The 19,783-nt window shown below is 34.6% G+C and carries 20 protein-coding genes; 8 read left to right on the forward strand and 12 right to left on the reverse strand.

Annotated elements, in window-relative coordinates:
- Positions 1-62: 62 nt before the first annotated feature.
- From LDM90_RS09090 to LDM90_RS09115, 7 genes are all read left to right on the forward strand, one after another.
- On the forward strand, positions 63-875 hold the full coding sequence (locus tag LDM90_RS09090) for a Cof-type HAD-IIB family hydrolase (protein ID WP_223897005.1): 813 nt from the start codon (positions 63-65) through the stop codon (positions 873-875).
- A 46-nt stretch (positions 876-921) separates the two neighbouring features.
- Positions 922-1,623, forward strand: coding sequence for an ABC transporter ATP-binding protein (locus LDM90_RS09095; RefSeq protein WP_223897006.1), 702 nt, complete (start codon positions 922-924; stop codon positions 1,621-1,623).
- 12 nt (positions 1,624-1,635) lie between these two features.
- The gene (locus LDM90_RS09100; protein WP_223897007.1) at positions 1,636-4,428 is read left to right on the forward strand and encodes an FtsX-like permease family protein; all 2,793 of its coding nucleotides are present in this window, start codon (positions 1,636-1,638) and stop codon (positions 4,426-4,428) included.
- A gap of 194 nt (positions 4,429-4,622) precedes the next feature.
- Positions 4,623-4,865, forward strand: a complete 243-nt coding sequence (locus LDM90_RS09450) for an ATP-binding cassette domain-containing protein (protein ID WP_308443174.1) — start codon at positions 4,623-4,625, stop codon at positions 4,863-4,865.
- The gene (locus tag LDM90_RS09455) at positions 4,862-5,386 is read left to right on the forward strand and encodes an ATP-binding cassette domain-containing protein (protein ID WP_373307188.1); all 525 of its coding nucleotides are present in this window, start codon (positions 4,862-4,864) and stop codon (positions 5,384-5,386) included. The genes LDM90_RS09450 and LDM90_RS09455 overlap by 4 nt, the downstream gene beginning before the upstream one ends.
- A gap of 2 nt (positions 5,387-5,388) precedes the next feature.
- Positions 5,389-6,120 (forward strand): multidrug ABC transporter permease, encoded by a 732-nt coding sequence (locus tag LDM90_RS09110; RefSeq protein WP_223897008.1) that lies wholly within the window; start codon positions 5,389-5,391, stop codon positions 6,118-6,120.
- A complete protein-coding gene (locus LDM90_RS09115) occupies positions 6,120-6,839 on the forward strand; it encodes an antibiotic transporter permease (protein ID WP_223897009.1) in 720 nt (239 codons plus the stop codon). Before LDM90_RS09110 ends, LDM90_RS09115 begins: the two co-directional genes overlap by 1 nt.
- Before the next feature lie 53 nt (positions 6,840-6,892).
- Here LDM90_RS09115 and LDM90_RS09120 read toward each other — a convergent pair whose 3' ends face one another.
- The 7 genes from LDM90_RS09120 to add all read right to left on the reverse strand — a co-directional run bounded on the left by LDM90_RS09120 (position 6,893) and on the right by add (position 13,456).
- Positions 6,893-8,800 carry a copper-translocating P-type ATPase gene (locus tag LDM90_RS09120; RefSeq protein ID WP_223897010.1) on the reverse strand — a complete coding sequence of 636 codons (1,908 nt, stop codon included), beginning with the start codon at positions 8,798-8,800 and terminating at the stop codon, positions 6,893-6,895.
- 13 nt (positions 8,801-8,813) lie between these two features.
- Positions 8,814-9,185, reverse strand: a complete 372-nt coding sequence (locus LDM90_RS09125; protein ID WP_187154408.1) for a cupredoxin domain-containing protein — start codon at positions 9,183-9,185, stop codon at positions 8,814-8,816.
- A gap of 136 nt (positions 9,186-9,321) precedes the next feature.
- Positions 9,322-9,525 carry a hypothetical protein gene (locus tag LDM90_RS09130; protein WP_223897011.1) on the reverse strand — a complete coding sequence of 68 codons (204 nt, stop codon included), beginning with the start codon at positions 9,523-9,525 and terminating at the stop codon, positions 9,322-9,324.
- 100 nt (positions 9,526-9,625) lie between these two features.
- A complete protein-coding gene (locus LDM90_RS09135; protein ID WP_223897012.1) occupies positions 9,626-10,408 on the reverse strand; it encodes an ABC transporter permease in 783 nt (260 codons plus the stop codon).
- Between the two features lie 2 nt (positions 10,409-10,410).
- On the reverse strand, positions 10,411-11,208 hold the full coding sequence (locus LDM90_RS09140) for an ABC transporter permease (protein ID WP_223897013.1): 798 nt from the start codon (positions 11,206-11,208) through the stop codon (positions 10,411-10,413).
- A complete protein-coding gene (locus LDM90_RS09145) occupies positions 11,205-12,188 on the reverse strand; it encodes an ABC transporter ATP-binding protein (protein WP_223897014.1) in 984 nt (327 codons plus the stop codon). Before LDM90_RS09145 ends, LDM90_RS09140 begins: the two co-directional genes overlap by 4 nt.
- A 242-nt stretch (positions 12,189-12,430) precedes the next feature.
- Positions 12,431-13,456, reverse strand: coding sequence for an adenosine deaminase (gene add / locus LDM90_RS09150; RefSeq protein ID WP_223897015.1), 1,026 nt, complete (start codon positions 13,454-13,456; stop codon positions 12,431-12,433).
- A gap of 300 nt (positions 13,457-13,756) precedes the next feature.
- On the opposite strand from add, the gene guaB reads away from it, so the two are divergent.
- The gene (guaB, locus tag LDM90_RS09155; protein ID WP_198213735.1) at positions 13,757-14,902 is read left to right on the forward strand and encodes an IMP dehydrogenase; all 1,146 of its coding nucleotides are present in this window, start codon (positions 13,757-13,759) and stop codon (positions 14,900-14,902) included.
- Between the two features lie 53 nt (positions 14,903-14,955).
- On the opposite strand, the gene LDM90_RS09160 is transcribed toward guaB, so the two are convergent.
- The 5 genes from LDM90_RS09160 to LDM90_RS09180 all read right to left on the reverse strand — a co-directional run bounded on the left by LDM90_RS09160 (position 14,956) and on the right by LDM90_RS09180 (position 19,772).
- Positions 14,956-15,381 carry a MarR family winged helix-turn-helix transcriptional regulator gene (locus LDM90_RS09160; protein ID WP_198213733.1) on the reverse strand — a complete coding sequence of 142 codons (426 nt, stop codon included), beginning with the start codon at positions 15,379-15,381 and terminating at the stop codon, positions 14,956-14,958.
- Positions 15,382-15,391: 10 nt separating this feature from the next.
- Positions 15,392-16,789 (reverse strand): DHA2 family efflux MFS transporter permease subunit, encoded by a 1,398-nt coding sequence (locus tag LDM90_RS09165; RefSeq protein ID WP_034977580.1) that lies wholly within the window; start codon positions 16,787-16,789, stop codon positions 15,392-15,394.
- 132 nt (positions 16,790-16,921) lie between these two features.
- Positions 16,922-18,445 carry a glycosyltransferase gene (locus LDM90_RS09170; protein ID WP_223897016.1) on the reverse strand — a complete coding sequence of 508 codons (1,524 nt, stop codon included), beginning with the start codon at positions 18,443-18,445 and terminating at the stop codon, positions 16,922-16,924.
- A 142-nt stretch (positions 18,446-18,587) separates the two neighbouring features.
- Complete coding sequence (locus LDM90_RS09175) at positions 18,588-19,298, reverse strand: hypothetical protein (protein ID WP_198213727.1); 711 nt, start codon at positions 19,296-19,298, stop codon at positions 18,588-18,590.
- Between the two features lie 36 nt (positions 19,299-19,334).
- Entirely contained in the window at positions 19,335-19,772 is a 438-nt protein-coding gene (locus tag LDM90_RS09180) for a CopY/TcrY family copper transport repressor (protein ID WP_198213725.1), read from the reverse strand.
- Positions 19,773-19,783 lie beyond the last annotated feature (11 nt).

Consider the following 19,783-nt stretch of genomic DNA (forward strand, 5'->3'; position numbering starts at 1 on the left):
GAGTTAAACCTGACAATAATTACTATATAATATACCTGAGAACTTATATTAAGGAGATTAAAATGACACATATTCCCTTTAAAGCTGTAGCAGTAGATATGGACGGTACTTTTGAAAATGATGACAAACAATATGATCATCAACGCTTTGAAAAAGTTTTAACTAAATTGAGACAACACCACGTTCATTTTATTGTTTCCAGTGGCAGACCATTATCACGTTTGCGTCAAGATTTCTATGATTTCTTGGACAGGATAGATATTGTAGCTGATAATGGTTCAATTCTCACTCAAGACAATAAAATAATTGTTCGTCACGTTTTTACCTATAAAACGGGTATTAAACTGATCAGTTTTATTGAAAATAATTATCCACAAGTACATATTGCCGCTAGTGGGTTAGATCATTCTTATATTAACAAAAAAGCCCCGACTCAATTTAAAAATATGATGCATTTCTTTTACCCCAATGTAGTAGAGATTGCGAAATTAGTTGATATACCTACAAGCGATAGTTTAACAAAGCTAACTCTAAACTGTTCCTCCAAGCTCGCTGGCGAACTAGAAAAAAAGTTCAATCAAACAAACCCTGAACATATTCACTGTACTACCAGTGGCTTCGATAATATTGATGTTATGCCCAACAATGTTAATAAAGGGCAAGGTATTAAATATTTTTTGAGATATTTCAATGTTAAACCAGAAGAACTCATAGCGTTTGGAGATGGCATGAATGACCGTGAAATGATTGAATTGGCTGGGTACAGTTATGCGATGAAAAACGGTCATGAAAAACTTAAAAAGATTGCAAAATATGAAGCACCATCAAATAATGAAATGGGCGTTTTACAAGTATTAGAAAGTTTTCTAGATTAAAATAAGTTTATATCAGTTATTTTAAAATCAATAAGGACAGATTTTCATGAGTTATATTGACGTAAGACACAACTATAAGCGCTATCAAACTGGAGATACTGAAATATTAGCCAATAATGATGTCAGTTTTACCGTGGAAAAAGGTGAATTGGCTATTATTTTAGGTGCATCAGGAGCAGGTAAATCCACGATTTTGAACATTCTGGGCGGAATGGATACTAATAGTTCCGGGGATGTTATTATCGATGGCAAAAATATTGCTAAATATAATAAAAGACAACTAACCAACTATCGCCGCACTGACATTGGTTTTGTTTTCCAATTTTATAATTTAATTCAAAATCTAACTGCAAGAGAAAATGTAGAATTGGCATCTGAAATAGTTCCAGATGCACTTGATCCGGTCAAAGCTTTGATAGATGTTGGTCTTAAAAATCGCATTAATAACTTTCCTGCAGAACTTTCAGGGGGTGAGCAACAAAGAGTGGCAATTGCTCGAGCAATAGCTAAAAACCCTAAAATTTTACTTTGTGACGAACCAACTGGCGCACTTGATTATCAAACTGGTAAAAGTGTTTTGCAAACCATTATCAATATGAGTCGTGAGAATGGTACTACAGTAGTCATAGTTACTCATAACAGTGCTTTAGCTCCCCTTGCAAACCGTGTGATTCACTTTCATGACGGCAAAGTTACGCAAATTGAAGAAAATAAACATCCAGCAGATATTGCCAGTGTTAAATGGTAGAAAAGGCTAATCATGAATAAAGTTATTCTGAAAGATTTTTGGCGATCAATTAAACATACTAAGGGACAATTTGTTTCTATCATGGGGTTAATGATGATTGGTGCATTTGCTTTAGTTGGATTAATGGTGACAGGACCTGACATGCGTGATACCGGCAATCACTATGCGCAAAAACTAAAAACAGCTGACCTTACTGTTATCTGTAATTATGGTCTAGACCAAAAAGATAGCCAAAAAATCAAACAAACTAAAGGTTTGCAAACCGTTGAATTTGGCTACATGACAGATACAGTTGTCAAAAATAGCCAAGAAAGTTTTCGTATTTTTTCAAAACCAAAATCAGTAGGAAAATATGAATTGCGTAAAGGTCGTTTGCCGGTAAAAACAAATGAAATTGCTTTGGCAGACCATTATTCACATAAATATAAAATTGGCCAAAATATCAGTTTTACAGAGAAGAAGAATATTTTAGGAAGCACTCTGCTAAAACGAAAAAGCTTCAAAATCACAGGTTTCGTTCGTTCCAGTCAAATTTTATCAAATGTAAACTTAGGGCAAAGCAACAGTGGTACTGGAGAACTTAAAGGTTATGCAGTAGTCAGCCCTGATGCTTTTAATCATACGGTTTATACAGTGGCTAACCTAAGATACAAAGACTTGCGTGGCCTTGACTCTTATGGCAAAGTCTACACTAGTAAAGTTAAGCAGCATAAAAAAGTTTTACAAGATAACTTAAAAAACACCGCGCATCAAAGGCAAAAAAGAATAATAACTGCCGCTAACAAAAAAATTGCACCTCAAGAAAAGAAAATTCAACAAGCAGAGCAGAAATTACAGGCTGCAAGCGAGCAAATTAGTTCCGCAGAAAAACAACTAACCCTCCAAAAAAGTAAATTAAATGCGCAAATATCACAGACTGAAGCTGCAGGAGCTAATTTACCTCAAGCAGCAAGATTGCAATTAGAGCAGGCTCAGCAAGAAATTGCTGCAGGCGAGCAAAAATTAAAAGAAGAAAAAAAGATCTTTGCTCGTAAATCTGCGAGAGCCAATAATAAAATTAAAAGTGGCAAAGAAGAAATCAGAAAAGCTAAAAAGCAATTGCGGAAATTGGCTCTGCCAAGCTATAACGTATACAATAGGCGCGAGGTACCAGGCGGTGAAGGCAATTTAGTTTACACAACAGTTGCGCAAGTAGTCGAAGATTTAGCTAAAGTATTTCCTATTTTTCTTTATTTTGTTGCCGCTTTAGTTACCTTTACTACAATGAACCGCTTCATTGATGAAGAAAGAATCAATTCTGGTACAATGAAAGCCTTAGGCTATAATGATCAGGTCATAATTAATAAATTCATCGCTTATGGCTTTATTTCAGGTACAATCGGCACTATTTTGGGCGTTTATTTGGGACACACTTTGATGCCACAAATTGTTTATCATGCTTATTACAAGTCTCTGACCATCCCGCCCATTGAATTACATTTTCATTGGCAAATCAGTCTGATCGCTTTATTATTGTCTTGGATCAGCTCCGTTTTGCCTGCATACTTAACTGCTAAAAATGAATTTAGAGAAAAACCGGCCGCATTACTATTGCCTAAGCCTCCTGCAGCAGGCTCTAAAATCTTACTGGAAAGAATTCCTTTTATTTGGAACCATCTCAGCTTTACTCATAAAGTTACTGCCCGTAATATTTTTCGTTATAAAAAGCGCATGCTAATGACTATTTTTGGTGTTTGTGGTGCTGCTACTATGCTCTTTGCCGGTTTTGCTGTAAAAAATTCGATTACTAATATGAATAACAGGCAATTTAATGATCTTATTCACTACAACATGATCGTTGCCCAGAAGCCTGATATTTCAATGCATCAGCACAAAGCTTTAAATAGCAAATTAAAAGAAGACAGTATTAAGTCAGAAACACCAATTTATTATGAGTCAATGTCTAAAACTGCTGGTAAAACTGGTGATACACAAGATATTACCTTAATTGCTCCTTCTTCTAGCAAGGTACTGAAGAACTATGTTCATTTAAATAATCGTAAAACCAAGCAGACATTGCACTTATCAAACAACGGGGTTATTATTTCAGAAAGATTGTCCACATTGCTCAAAGTGAACAAAGGTGACTATATATCTCTAACGGATAAAAATAATCAATCTAGGAAAATGAAGGTAGCTGGCATCACTGAAATGTACATGGGACATTTCATTTTCATGAACAAAACGCAATATCAGAAAATTTTTAACAAACGCTTCACGTCAAATGCATACCTTGTTAACTTAAAAAATTCCACTCGCAAAAACACGAGAAAAATTGCTGCAGAATTTATGGCTCTTAATGGTGTGGCAGGAGTGGTGCAAAACACTGCAGTTAGCCAAGAGCTGGACGTGGTGGTAAAATCTCTTAACTTGATCATGGTTGTTTTGATTGTAGTTGCTGGACTTTTAGCAATTGTAATTCAATATAATTTGACCAACATCAATATTGCCGAAAGAATTCGCGAACTCTCAACCATCAAAGTTTTAGGTTTCTACGATAATGAAGTAACGATGTATATTTATCGCGAAACTATTCTTTTAACAGGTATTGGCATTTTAGTCGGTTACCTCACAGGAGATTTGCTTTACCGCTATATTCTTTATGTGGTGCCACCTGACAATGTCATGTTTAATCCGGCATTATCTGTCTCAAGTTTTTTGTGGCCGTTAGGAGTTATCGGTAGCATTACAATAGTTCTAGGATTTATTGTTAACAAAAAATTAAAAGACCTTGATATGCTTGAAGCTTTAAAATCAGTTGATTAAATAAAATAGAACTGCTCTAATAAGAACAGTTCTATTTATTTCTGCAAAAATTAAAAACTAAATAAAAATATGTTATACTTTACTCATTAGATTTAATGCTCACAACAAGATCTTCAAATTAACGTGTATAAAGAACTTGATCATCCTTCCTTTTTAATTGATGAAGTTCCAACAAATTAATTTTGGAGATAAAATTGAATAATATTTTACAAGTTAAACATTTAATAGAAACATATAAAGATAAAAACCAAAAGTTTCAAGCTTTAGACGATGTTTCTTTTACAATTGATCAAGGAGAAATATTAGCTCTATTAGGACTTAATGGTGCGGGGAAAACTACCACTGTCTCAATTATAGGTGGCTATTTGCTCCCTACTTCTGGTCAGGTAATTTTAAACGGACAGGATATACTACTGCTCGTAAAAGACCCAATATAGGCGTTTCTTTTGGTGGAGATCTAGGGTTTTACCGTAACGCCACAGCAAAGCAAAATTTACAATTTTTTGCGGATCTGGCCAAAGTACCCTTTCGTAAGCAAAAAAAAGAAATACAGCGTGTTCTGTCTATTGTTGAGCTGGATAATGTCGCAAATAAAAAGGTAGGGAAATTTTCTAAAGGAATGACGCAGAGACTGCATATCGCTCGTTCCTTGTTAAATAGTCCAAGTTTATTACTTTTAGATGAACCTACTAGTGGTTTAGATGTTGAAATAGCGCAAAGCGTTCAGAAGACTATTAAAAAATTAGCAGATTCCGGCATTAGTATTTTATTAACAAGTCACACCATGTCAGAAGTTGAAAAGCTAGCTAAAAATGTAGTTATTCTAGGTGCAGGAAAAGTTTTTTTCACTGGCACCGTTTCTGCTGTTTTGGGTTTGGCTGAAAAAGAAATCAACCAAAACCCTAAAAATTTGGAAGAAGCTTATTTGGCAATAGCTCCTAAACTAAGGAGGAATTAGATATGCGTTTTATTCGTCTTTTCCTCTTTCATGTAAAAGATTATCTTTCCGATCAGTACTTTGTCTGGTTAACAATCACTAGTACTGTTTCCATTTTTTTGATGCAATATATTATGGCCTATGCTTCTCACGATTTGAATAATCCACAATTGTGGCTACAAAGTGGTATTTTTGGCATGTGGACTTCGTGTACAACCGTTGCCGGTTGTATCGGTTTTGAACGTTACAAAGGAACGCTGCCATATTTGCTAAACAGTCAATATGACGAGCGAGCTTCTTTAATTACTTTACTTTTACCTGCTTCGAGCTATGGTTTATTTTCATTTCCTATTGCTTATATTCTTGCAAAAATTTTAGGAGTAGCTACTGGTAAAATTTTTCTGTACCAGATTTTGCTAATTTTTCTACTGTGGATCGGATGCTCAGTAATGGGAATTTTAATTTCTTCATTTCTTACTCTTTCACCTAATGCAATGGTTTATGAGGGCTTAATTGGCACTCCTATTTTGTTATTAGCAGGATTATTTGGCAATGAGACCATTTTGAATCCCTTAACCAAGTTTTCTCAGTGGTTTATTCCTATAACTGGACCAATTGCTTCTTTGTCCCATAATAAAAGTCTCAACTGGACTGCTTATTTTTGCAGTTTACTTCTTTGGCTTTTGTTAATTGTGATTATTGTGAGAAAAATTAACGACCTTGTCAGAAAGAAAGGAGCTCTGAAAATTATCTAATGTTTGCTACACAATTCTCTGGCCTTTCTTTTCTCAATAATTGGCGTACAAAACTAACTTATTTCTTTATCACACCAATGATAAATCTGGCCCTGTTAGTATTAATCAATATGCAGTATTCTAATCAATTTAACTGGGATGTTGCGATCAGTTCAATTGCAATAGATGCTGCGGTACTTGCTCTTGAAACATTTTGTTCTGCTGTGATTAACGATGCAGATTTAAAAATTGACTTTGAATTAATTGCCAAAAGACCTTTCAGTATCATGTATTGGCTTTCTAAATGCATTGTTGCCATTATTATAGGTTGCATTTTAGCATTAATTAACCTATTTCTATTGTACTTAGTCGGTGCTCCCATAGTCATTATTGAACGAACTTTACTCATGCTACCGCTTTTATGTATTTATGGCTGCGTTTTAGGTTTTGTATCTTGGGCCATCTCATGGCAAATGAATGATCCCTACTTTTTGGAAAATATTTTTAGCAGTTTAGCCCAATTAGTATCAGGAGTACTAGTTGTAATTTCAGCTTATCCTGAATGGTTAAAAGCAATTTCTTTATTATTCCCTTTTGCAGAACCTGTTACTTACATCAAAACTGGTAGCGCCAACTTAATGTTCAGTGCATTAATTACATTTATTTGGTTCATTATTGGAATTTTAGCTTATATTAGCCAAATCAAGCCAGTTCTGGCTAAAGGTAAACACCATTATTAAAGCTTACACAGTAAAATAGCAGTCGCAAGATTTGCGACTGCTATTTTTTATATCTATATTTTTGTTTTTCCTAATAAAACTGAACTGATTACAACCGATAATGAACTAAAGGCCATTGCTAATCCTGCTATTTCCGGACTAAGTGTGAGACCCACACCCGCAAAAACGCCAGCGGCAACTGGAATACCCAGTACATTATAAATGAAAGCCCAAAACAGATTTAGCTTTATCCTATTAAAAGTCTTGCGACTAAGTTTCAAAGCGCGAACAACATCTTCCAGGTCATTTTTGATAAGCACGATACCGCCTGCATCGATGGCAACATCCGTACCCGAACCCATGGCAATTCCAACATCTGCTTGGGTTAGAGCTGGCGCATCGTTGATCCCATCACCAACAAAGGCGACATGGTGCTTCTCTTGCAATTTTTTAATAACTGCTGCTTTATCAACCGGCAAAACCTCAGCAATTACCTGATCGATATCCACCTGTTCTGCAATAGCGTGGGCTACTTGTTGATTATCTCCAGTTAACATGACAGTTTTCAAGCCTAAACGATGTAAGTCGTTTATTGCATTTTTGGCATTCACTTTAGGAGCATCCTGAATTGCAATTAGACCCAGCACTTGATTATCTTGAACAACAGACACTACTGTTTTTGCCTCATTTTGCAATGCCACTATTTGCTCTTCTAAATCTGGAGCAATTTTAATTTCTTTTTGCTTTTTGGGGCTGCCGACTGCAACATTTGCATCAGAAATTTTACCAGTGACACCCCATCCTTCAATTACAGTAAAATTTTCTACCGTTTTTAGCTGCAGCTTTTCCTTTTTAGCTGCAGCTAATATGGCTGGAGCGAGAGGATGTTCAGACAATTTCTCTAAACTGGCAGCGTATTGTAGAACTTTTTCTTTATCTCCCACAATATCTGTTACTTGTGGTTGACCTTTGGTAATCGTTCCCGTTTTATCAAAAACTATAGTATCAATGCTATTTGCAGCCTCTAAAATTTCTCCGTTTTTAATTAGGATCCCCATTTTGGCCCCACGACCAGTTCCAACCATTAATGCAGTTGGTGTTGCCAGCCCTAAAGCACATGGACAGGCAATAACCATAACCGCAACAGCAAAAACTAATGCAGTTGCTATGCTTTTACCTAGGAAAATATACCAAACTAAAAATGTCACAATTGCAATAATCAAAACTGTGGGAACAAAAATATTTGCAACCTTATCAGTTAATTTTTGAATCGGTGCATGACTGTTCTGTGCCTTTTTAACGATCTCAATAATTTGCGCCAGCATCGTTTCATTACCAACTTTTTGGGCTTGCATCACAAATGATCCCGTTTGATTGATTGTTGCTCCTATTACCTGATCGCCTGCCATTTTTTTAACCGGCATACTTTCACCAGTTACCATAGATTCATCAATGCTTGAATTGTCAGAAACAATTTTGCCATCAACTGGTACTTTTTGCCCAGGCATTACTTGTATGTAGTCACCCTTCACAACTTCAGTGACAGGAATACTGACAAATTGATCATCGCGCTTTACTAAGGCATTTTTTGCACCTAAATTAAGCAATTTCCCCATAGCGTCGGAAGCAGTTGCCCGCATTTTTTCTTCTAAAACCTGCCCTAATAAGACGAAAGTAATAACAAAAGCAGCACTTTCAAAGAAAACAGGTCTTTTAGTAAACATCGCATAAATACTGTAGATATAAGTTATCGATGTTCCTAAAGCAACGAGGGTATCCATATTTGAATGGTGCTTTTTAAAGGCAGACCAGGCACTAGTAATAAATGGACCTGCTGAAATCAACATAATTATTGTTGTAAAAATAAGCATGGTCCATTCGCCACCTGGCAACATCCATCCAGTAAAAGGATGAATAATCATTTCCAGAAGCATTGGCAGTGATAATATTAGCGACGTCCAAAAACGTGTTGTAATTTTCATTGTTTTTCCTTAGCTATTTGACAATTACCTTACCATGAAACATGTTCATACTGCATTCCCATTGATATTCACCTGGTTTTGAAGTATCTATTTTAACCGTTTCTACTTTGCCTTCAGGTAATTTCTGATTTATGCCAAAATCTGAAAATACAACATGATCTAAACAATTAGAGGAGTCTGTTCTCTTAAAGTTTAAAGTAGCGGGTACTCCCCTTTTAAGAACAACTCTTTCTGGTGAATAACCACCTTTAACTTCAATATCAACACTCTGTTTGTTTGACTTCATAGTGGCTTTCTCCTCTTCTACTTGATGGCTACCAAAGAACCACCATGCAATAAAAGCTATTAGTGCAAGACCCAAAGCTAAGATAATAATTTTATTCATGATAATTCCTCCCCGATTAAGCTTATTATTAATGTCTACATTTGTAAACTAAGTTTAGTATAAATTATGTATCTACAAATGTAAACATAAATGCTCAAAAAAAACTTACTGCTTTTTTTCAGTAAGTTTTATCTTATTAATCTGCATCTAATCGCTTTAACCAATGAGTCAGATCATTTTTGTCCACCATTATTTGCTTAAGTTCGGCCTTATTATCAGCGGCCAAAAACAGCATTAACTGTAGATACTTTGCCACAGAAAGTCCATAATTTTCCAGATTAGCCTTAGCTGCTTTTACTACTGTATCATTTAAACTAATTGTAAGAAGTTCGTCTTTCAAAGTCTATCCCATTTCCTATATTCTAAATAAAAACTAACAGGATTATTTTAGAAAAACCTCTAATGCTATGCAAGTATTTAATTCAAAATCATAATTCTTTTTATCTACCTGCTCCATTATATTTCCTCAAGCCGAAATTCCATACCCAATGGTCTAAAAATAAGAATACTAAGGCTATCAAAAGTTGCAATAACATTATTTGCCATTGCCGTGGCCTTATTAAAATAATTGTAGCAGGACAAGCAATTAGTCCAAAAGGCAGGATGAAATTAAAAATAATATTACCCAGTCCCCGATAAATACTTGCAGGGTAGCGACTCATTTGTATCATACTTAAAAATAAATCATTTCTGCCAAAATTTGTTGGAAACCAAAATGCCGAAATTGTCCATAAATACCAAAGAGAATAGTATAAAATGCAGCCAAAGACGCAAGAAAGCAAAAAGAACAACACCTGGCCTATATTAACACTTATACCCTGACATGCATAAATAATTACAAATAGTCCCAGCACCGAATTAATTAATTGTGTAAATTCAATTGCACTAAAAAAGTAATATACCTTAGCGTTAATTGGTTTTAATAAAATTGAATCTAAGGTTCCTTCTCTAATGTCTTTTTCCATTTTAGGCATTGATTTTACCAAGAAAGCCATTAATAAGCCGTCAAGCATAGTATAAACGCCAACCAACAGCAGACATTCTTTGTAAGTCCAACCACCGATAGTATCAACATTTAGATAAATTACCTTAAAAAAAGCTATAGGAATGCCTAACCACAATATAGAAGAAATTATCCCAAACAATGTGTCTAACCTGAAACTAATGGTTTGCAATAAGGCAATTTTAATTAACGATTTGACTACTTTAAGTTTACTTTTCATAATCAACCCATTACATCAGAGTATCTCTGAAGCCCTTCTTTATTAACTATTTTTACTATTAAATAAAAAACTATCATCCATACAATTTCAATGAATGTGTTTTTAAGCCATATATTTAATGATAATGCTTTAACAAGCGTATCAATTGGAAAAGAGCTGAAATACTGAAATGGCAGTAGTTTAATTATTTTTACCAAAAAAGGCGGCAAAATTTCTAAAGGAAAGTAAAAACCTGCCAGCAGGTTGACTACAACTTCTTTTACCAGTAAAACAAAGAAAAGATTGTCAAACCAGTAAGCTACACTACCAATAATATAAGAAAAAAGAAACCATAATATGGCTGCCATAATTAAACTAAATGCAAATTCAAGTAGCACGAGTAAAGAAATATGAATTAAATTACGCGCAACTATATAGATAAATCCAATAATTAAAATCGGAGCAAGCAAAATTAAATTTGCCAGTCTATCGCCCAGCATTTTAGCAAAATAATATTTTTCAATTGTAATTGGTCTATGTATGATATTAGACAATTCTCCTGAATGGATATCATCATTCAATTCCCAGTCAACTGCATACCATACAAAAGAATTAATAAAATTAACCCCAATATAATAAATTACCATTTGATTTTTGCTAAAACCACCAATAGTTTGACCATGATTCAATATTAATGACCACAAATAAAACATCACTAAACTTGGTACCAGTGCTTGCAGAAGCAAAATTATGACGCTGCTCTTATTGGCTAATATAGACTTCAATGAGATCTTGCTTACTGAAAAATAGGTTTTTATCATTTTTCTTTCTCCTCAGCAAATAGCTCTAAGATAATATCTTCAAGCTTCAGGTCATTTATTTGATAGTCGGAGCCTTGATTATCCCGTGCCAACTGAGCGATTTGGTCATCTACCTTTTCTACATGAACTTTAATTGTCACGGTCAAATCATCCTGATCAATAATCTTGGCGCCCAATTTACTTTCGTTGAAGTTCTCCGATTTAATAAAAGTAATATATTTATTCTGATTAAATCTCTCTAATAAATCTGTTTTTGGTCCATCCCACATTATCTGACCGCTATTTACAATTATCAGGTGATCACAGATAGTGGCAATATCTTCCATATCATGAGAGGTAAGAAAGACAGTCAATTTTTCTTCCTGATTCAGCCTTAACAAAAACTTGCGTATATCCCTTTTTGCCAAAACGTCTAAGCCAATAGTCGGTTCATCTAAAAAGAGTATTTTTGGTCTAGTCGCTACGCCGGCCAGAAATTCTACTTTCATTCGTTCTCCCAGTGATAATTTGCGGGTTTGTACATCTAATTTTGAAGTTACATTCAATATTTGAGCCAGATCATTGACCGTTTTTTGAAAAATTTCTTCCGGTATATCGTACATTGACTGCAATAATTTCAAATAATCTCTAGGGGTTAAATCAGGAAAAAGTTGCGATCTATTTCCCATAACGACTGAGATTGACTTTTTGAAATCATTTATCCTTTTTGTAGGATCATAGCCATTTACTCTGCAAGTTCCAGCTGTTGGAAACAAAGTTCCAGTCAGCATCTTAATGGTCGTGGTCTTACCTGCCCCATTTTTGCCAATAAAGCCAACTTTTTCACCGTTCTTGATAGTAAAATTGAGCGATTTTACTGCTTGCACTGCCGTCTTTTCAGGCTTAAAAATATTTTTAACAACTGCACGCCAGTTTTCACCCCTGCTGCTAATAAAATAATCCTTAGAAAGATTATGAACTTCAATCGCATTTTCGTTCATTTTTGACCTCATTTAGTTATCTAGCCAGCACAAAAAAGCAATTTTTAAAAAGGACAATCCTTTTTACAAAATTGCTTTAAGTTTTGAACACCTATCATCATACATTTAGAAACTGTCATTGGTTTAACCTTATTACTTATAGTTTTTAAATCAGCAACAATTAGATAAATTCTACCACATTTTTAACAGTTTTTAAATATAATTTAATTTTTGGCACAAAATATATTTTCTATTTAGAAATATCACCTTTTACTTGAGATATATTCATCTATTTGGGAAAGATAGCTTTCTTTTTCCTGCTGACTGATCCAAGATGTTTTAAATGAATTTTGTGCTATTCGAATCAGTTCTTTTTCACTCCAATCGCACTTTTGGGCAAATTTATAGTAAACATCATTAATATAATTACTACCCTTATAAGCCGGATCATCGGAATTAAAACTAATCAGTGCACCGCTATTAAAAAGCTTATTAATGGCCTCTTGTTCCATAACTTTGCGGGTGTAAAAATAAGCCATGGGACATGCTGTAATACCAATTTTTTGGTCTATTAAAAATGCCATTAAATCCGCATTTTCAACTATATTTAAGCCATGATCCAAACGATCTACCGTGATAATTTCTAAAGCTTGTTTAATATGATCGCCTGAATCAACTTGGTGTAGATCACAATGCATTGTTAAATAGTAACCTTGAGCTCGGGCCTTAGCAAAAACCAGCATAAACTTCAACGGTGGGTTATGATGTTCATCTGAATCAAGACCAACACCTAATATCCAGCCTTTTTTATGATATGGCTCAGCTTCTTTTAAAGTTTGCATTGCTGATTCTTGTGAATACTCTCTTAAAAAGCACATTATTAACTGTACATCAATGTCTAATGATGCTGCATCAACAATCGCTTCATGAATGCCTTCAATTACTGTAGCAAAAGGGATGCCCCGACTAGTATGAGCTTGAGGATCAAAAAACAATTCAAGGTGCTTAACATTGCTGTCAGCTTCTTTGCGCAAAAAAGCTGCAGTTAAATCATAGAAATCTTGCTTAGTCCGCAAGACCTGCATCCCTTTATAGTATGCCTTTAGAAATTCCGGCAATCCTACTCCATAATTTCTGTCAATATCCGCTGGAGTTTTAGCACCGATATCAATCTGGTTTCTCTTGGCGATGGCAAATTCCATTTCTGCTTCTAGTGTTCCCTCTATATGAACATGCAGTTCAGCCTTAGGCAATCCGTCAACAAACTTACGAGATAATTTTTGGATCATCTTTTTCTCCTTAACAAAATCACTATAAATACGAACATTTTAAGCGAAATCTAATTACCTTCTTTATCATCAAAGCTTTTATATAGCTACAAATCAATATTAAAAATCATAACATTTTTATTTATTACTTACAATATCTATTGATATTGTTATTTTGTTCGATTTTTACATTGAAATACTTCGGTAGTAATATTATAATTTTAACAATACGATCTATAATTTTATCTTGACCAAGGTTAAAATCACTAGTAAAGTGTAATCAATTTAACTTTAATATTTTTGAAAAGGAGAGTGCATTAAATGTCAAATTGGACAACAAAATTTGTTAAAGAGGGCTTAACGTTTGACGATGTGTTATTGATTCCAGCGGAAAGCCATGTATTGCCAAATGAAGTGGATCTTCATACTCAATTAGCGCCTAACCTGAAACTTAATATTCCTATTATTAGTGCTGGAATGGACACCGTAACTGAAGGCGCAATGGCAATAGCAATTGCTTTGCAAGGTGGTTTAGGCGTTATCCATAAAAACATGTCCATCACTGCCCAAGCTGGCGAAGTTGCAAACGTCAAAAATGTTGTTGTTCCATCTAACATTACCAAAGCAGCTGTCGATGACAACAATCACCTGCTTGTTGCTGCTGCTATTGGAGTCACAAGTGATACATTTGAACGTGCTGAAGCACTTATCGAAAAGGGTGCTGATGCAATTGTCATTGATACTGCTCACGGTCATTCAGCTGGTGTTTTGCGTAAAATCAAAGAAATTAGGGATCATTTTCCTCATGTTACGTTAATAGCCGGAAACATTGCAACTGGAGATGCTGCTAGAGCTCTTTTCGATTCTGGAGTTGACATTGTTAAAGTAGGTATTGGTCCTGGCTCCATTTGTACTACCCGTGTCGTTGCTGGTGTCGGAGTTCCGCAAATTACTGCAATTTATGATGCCGCTACTGCTGCCAGAGAATACCACAAACCAATAATTGCAGATGGTGGAATGAAGTACTCAGGAGATATAGTTAAGGCACTGGCTGCGGGCGGAAATGCGGTCATGCTTGGAAGTATGTTGTCAGGTACAACTGAAGCACCCGGTGAAGTGTTTGAAAGCGATGGTCAAAAATATAAAACCTATCGTGGTATGGGATCTGTCGGAGCAATGGCTCAAGCCCATGGATCCTCTGACAGATATTTCCAAGGTGGTGTCAATGAAGCTAATAAATTGGTACCTGAAGGTGTAGAAGCACGAGTGGAATATAAAGGTGATGTTTCTGATATTATTTTCCAAATTATTGGTGGTTTGCGTTCAGGCATGGGTTATGTGGGTGCAGCTACTATTGATGAATTACGTGAAAATGCTCAATTTGTGAAGATTACCAATGCTGGTTTAAGAGAATCTCATCCACATGATGTTCAAATTACAAAAAAAGCACCTAATTACGAAAGATAAAAATTTAAATTAAAAAATAGTTATTGCATGAAAGCAATAACTATTTTTTTGATCTATTTTTCAGATATGGCTTCATTCAGCTTCTGTAGATTTTTTACCAATTCTTTTTTTGTATCAGTTCCTAAAATTTCGGCATAACTATTCTCAGAATTGACAAAATAATTAGTTATTTTCGGTCTTAGCTTGACAGCTTTCTCAGTTAGGATTATTGCCTTTAATCGTGTATCATGTTGATCAACTTTTTTGGTAATTAAGTCTTTTTCTTCCATTAAGCGTAATACATTAGTAGCAGTAGACTTCCTAATGTTAAATTCATGCTCAATATCCTTCTGATAAATTGACTTGTTTTGGGCAAATGAAGCCAAATATTCAATGATCAACATCTGTGTTCCAGTTAAGCCAATTTTTCTGGCATAGTAATCAGCATTACGATTAAATGTATTTTGTACACGCTGTAAGGCTAATCCTAATCTGTTCATTAATCTTACTCTATTCCTTTGTTTTTACCGATTTTGTAGCTTGATAAAGTAAGTATACACCAACAAGAACAATAATAAGAATAAAAATAAAACCTACCTGAGCAGCTTCAATGTATTTTCCAGTAGTAGAGCTTTGACTACTCATCTGTTCTACAAATTGCATAATAGCTGAAATAATTGCCGTGCCGACAGCTCCAGCAAATTGCTGTGCCATATTGAACAGCCCATTTCCATCTGTATTTTCTTTTTCATCTAGTTGACCAATGGAAGCAGTCATTGTGTCCCCCATTACCAGGCCTATACCCATCATAGTAATAGCATAGAACAAAATAATTTTGCCAGATGACAGTGAGGAAGCAAATAAACAATAAAGAATGCCGCCTATTATTTCAAAAAAAGCACCAGTCATAATTGGCTTTCTAGGACCGTAATTGTCGAGCAATCTGCCACTAATTGGTGAGAGCACCGCTCCAACAAGTCCACCGGTTAAAAGCAGAAGACCTGCAGTCATTGCTGTAGAATGATTAACAATTTGAACATAATTAGGCAAGATAAACGACAATCCTAAAGTATTGACTTGAAAAATAAAATAGGCTGTTATGCCTTGAGTAAATTTAGTGTTTTTAAAAACTCTAATATTAATTAACGGAGTAGCGGTATTTAATGAATGCTTGATAAAAATAATTAAACAAATAACACCAACTGCCAGAGGCAAAATGAACATTAATGGTTTTTGTAATATGGTAGACAAATTGCTAAAGGCAAAAATAAAACCTATGAATGTTAAAGCAATACTCAGAAATCCTGCTGTATCGAGTTGAGTATGTGAAATTTTTTTGGATTCATCATTAATTGAAGCTATACCCATTAGCAGAGAAATAATCATTACAGGAATGATAAAAATAAATATGTAGCGCCAACCTAAGGTGTTGACGACTAATCCACCAAAAGTTGGGCCTAAAGCCGGAGCGACCGCTGTAATCATTGTTCCTATTCCCATAAGCAATCCAATTTTATCTAATGGTGTCCGTTCCAAAATAATATTAAACATTAATGGAATAGCTATTCCTGCACCTGCTCCTTGGATGACACGACCAAGTACCAGAAAAATAAATTGATTTGCTACTGCATCAATTACTAAACCACAAATAAATAAGGTAGCGGCTGTCACAAAAAGTTTTCTTGAACTAAAATTTCGTTTTAAATATGCAGATAATGGCATAATAATAGAAGCAACTAACAAATAACCAGTTGTCATCCACTGTACGGTAGCCATATTAACATGAAAATCATTCATTAAAACAGGAAAAGTAACGTTTCCCGCTGTTTCAATTAGCACACCTGAAAAAGACATTAATCCGGCTGCGAAAATTGAACAAATTAATTTTGCATCTAATTTTCTTTGCATTCAAATTCCTCCTAAAATTTAGTTAGCAAGCTAACTAATTAACCATAGTAACTCACATTTTTTTGAAATGCAATAAATTTAAAAGAAAGAAAAACCCACCTTGAATTTCAAGGTGGGTATTTTTAAAAATATTTACTTATCTTTATCAATCACATATTTTTGCCAGTAGCGCCAAACACTTTCGCTTGAAAAACGCTTAGCATTTTCATATGCACCATCGTTCAGTTTCCTGCGTATTTTAGGACTGGCAAAAAATTCAGTAATTTTGGCAGCTAAATCATCTATATGGCCATTTGGTACGATAAAGCCACTCTGGCCGTCAGCGATTAAATCCTCTACTCCATAATTAATATTATATGAAGCTACTGGAACCCCGTGAGATTGAGCTTCAGGTACAGAAAGGTTAAAGCCCTCATACCGGGAAGTAACAACAGCAAGCTGCGCATCATCATAAATATAATTCATATCTTTCGCATAACCCATAAAATTGACTACATCTTCCAAACCCAGGTCCTGCACTAATTTTTTTAACTTTTTTTCTTCCTTGAAATTATCAGCGCCATTTCCGTAACCATAAATGTCTAAAGTCAACGAGTCGTTATTTTGATAAGCCTGATTGAAAGCTTTGATGGCATCATCAATCCGTTTTTCATAAAATATTCTAGCCACTACTATTATTTTACCTTTTGTACGCTCACTCATTGGTATATGTTCAGCATGTAGCTGCTCATCTGGCACTATTCCAACAGGAATAGCAACGATTGGTACTTGCGTCCTCAGCCTTTTACGCATGTCATCAGCTTGTTGTTTTGTAGGAGTAATTACTAAATCGGTTTTACTAAGTAGCTCATTATTAGAAATTGAGTTGTAGGTAAGAGGTGAAGTAGGATCCCAGTAATCTCTAAAATGAATACTGTGAAAATGCTCAATTTTTCTGGCAGGCGTCTTCATATTAATCATTGGTACATTAGTAATATTGCTACGGTCCGAAATAAATGTTGATCTTTCATCCCCATCTTGTTCGTTCAATTCATCAAGCATAATGGTAAAGGCTTGACCATTATTCATTAGTGAGTGGACATTGCCATTAGTGTCTGTCATTTGAATGTTAGTAGCTGGATAGACATTTGGTTTTCTTTCATATGAGATTTCATAGTAAATGGTATTATTTGGACGAAAGAACAATTCATAAATCAAATGACCGTCAACTGTATCATAAATTTGGGTCATACTCTTAAATCCGCGTGTATCGTAAAATTCCTGCTTAATACAGTGGACATCAGCATTAAAATATTTTATTGTATCAATGCTGCCATTAGGCAACATATTAACGGTCATTGTTTTACGTTGACCTTCATAGACTTCATAACCATTGTCAATTTGTTTCACATTATTATCACTCGGAATCGGCAACTCTTTTATAGTTACAATACGACTAGTAAATTTTACTGTGCCGGCAAAAAAGTCGAACTTATTGACATAATCATCATCTGTCATGTTATACAAAGGTAAATTACGATGAGCAAACCGGTTATATTCTGATGTCACTATTTTTGCCTTAACGTGATTGCGTTTGAAGAGCATTAATCTTTTGACTTCTGCGTGCTCTATTCCCGAACTATTCGCATCTAATCTATTATCTAAAAAGTAATACATAAATTATCCTTTATTCCTATATTCAAACTATCATAGTCAATTTTAGCATAGATTTTTTAAATATAAATAATGGATTTAAATGCAAAAAAGTATTAACCGATCAATATTCGGCTAATACTTTAGTTGAATTATAAATTAATTACTACTGCTTTTTAGTTAATTTTAAAATTAAAGGCCAAATAATTGCAGCAATTATCCCTAAGGCTAACCCGGCCCACAAAATCGGAGAAGTAGTTAATGAAATTCCACTGACAACATTGTTCTGTAGCCATTGAACTAATTGATTTGCTAAAAACTGTAGTGCTCCAAATGATCCTATGGACGCAACTAATAAAATAATTGAAGCCCAATATTTACCAAATAACATCAACAAAGCAGCTAGAATAAAAACTAATATTGTTGCAAAAAGACAATAATGAAAAATACTAATAGTTTGGTTAACTTTATCCTTGTTTTCATCTAAACCATTGTTAATTTTATTTAGCAGCAGATTGCTTACAGCTTTTTGTACTTCATTATTTTCTGGGAAAGACAAATTCTTAGCAGATACTTCTCCATTTTCTTGATAAGTAACACCGAGATTATATAGACTAACATAAGACATATCATTATGATATTTTTTGGGTAACTGTTCTAAAATTTTGTCTTCAACACCAAAATCCTTAGCCAATTTTAGAGTACCTTTTAGTCTTGAATCACCAGTATCATTTACGCTTTTTTTAATTACAGTTTGTGCCATGCCACGAACATTTTGCACATTAACAGTTATTGGAGATTCCAGTAGCAGAAAGCCAGAAATACAAACTGTCGCAGTAAAAATCAGGCGGAATAAAATACTAGCAAATTTTTTCATTAAATTGACCTCCCACAATAATATTAACTATTTAATCTAACAGTCATGTTGACCCGAAGCTAAACAGTTACAATTAACCATTTCGGGAGCACTCTCTTTTTTACAAGCAAGTTCTTTTTCTATTTTAGCAATGTCACCCTGAGCAAGAGGCATATCTTTAAGAATAGCTATCATTACCTGACCTTTATGCATATCACACATATGACTCATCATTTCTTTTGTGACCTCAATCATCATTTCGATTTGAGTAACAGTAGCAGAATAAACAAAACGGCGACCATCTTTATGAGTTTTTAACAAACCCTTTTTGACCAAACGTCCCATTAAAGTTTTGATTGTAGATTCAGACCAATTCTTTTTTGCCTGCAGCTGCTGAATCACTTCTCCAGTGTGAATTTCTCCTAAAGTCCACACTATTCTCATAACTTCCCACTCAGCTTCGGAAATATTATGTTCTCTATTTTTTTCTACCATAATAATCAACT

The sequence above is a fragment of the Lactobacillus huangpiensis genome (assembly GCF_019972815.1).
GTDB classification, from domain to species: Bacteria; Bacillota; Bacilli; order Lactobacillales; family Lactobacillaceae; genus Lactobacillus; species Lactobacillus huangpiensis.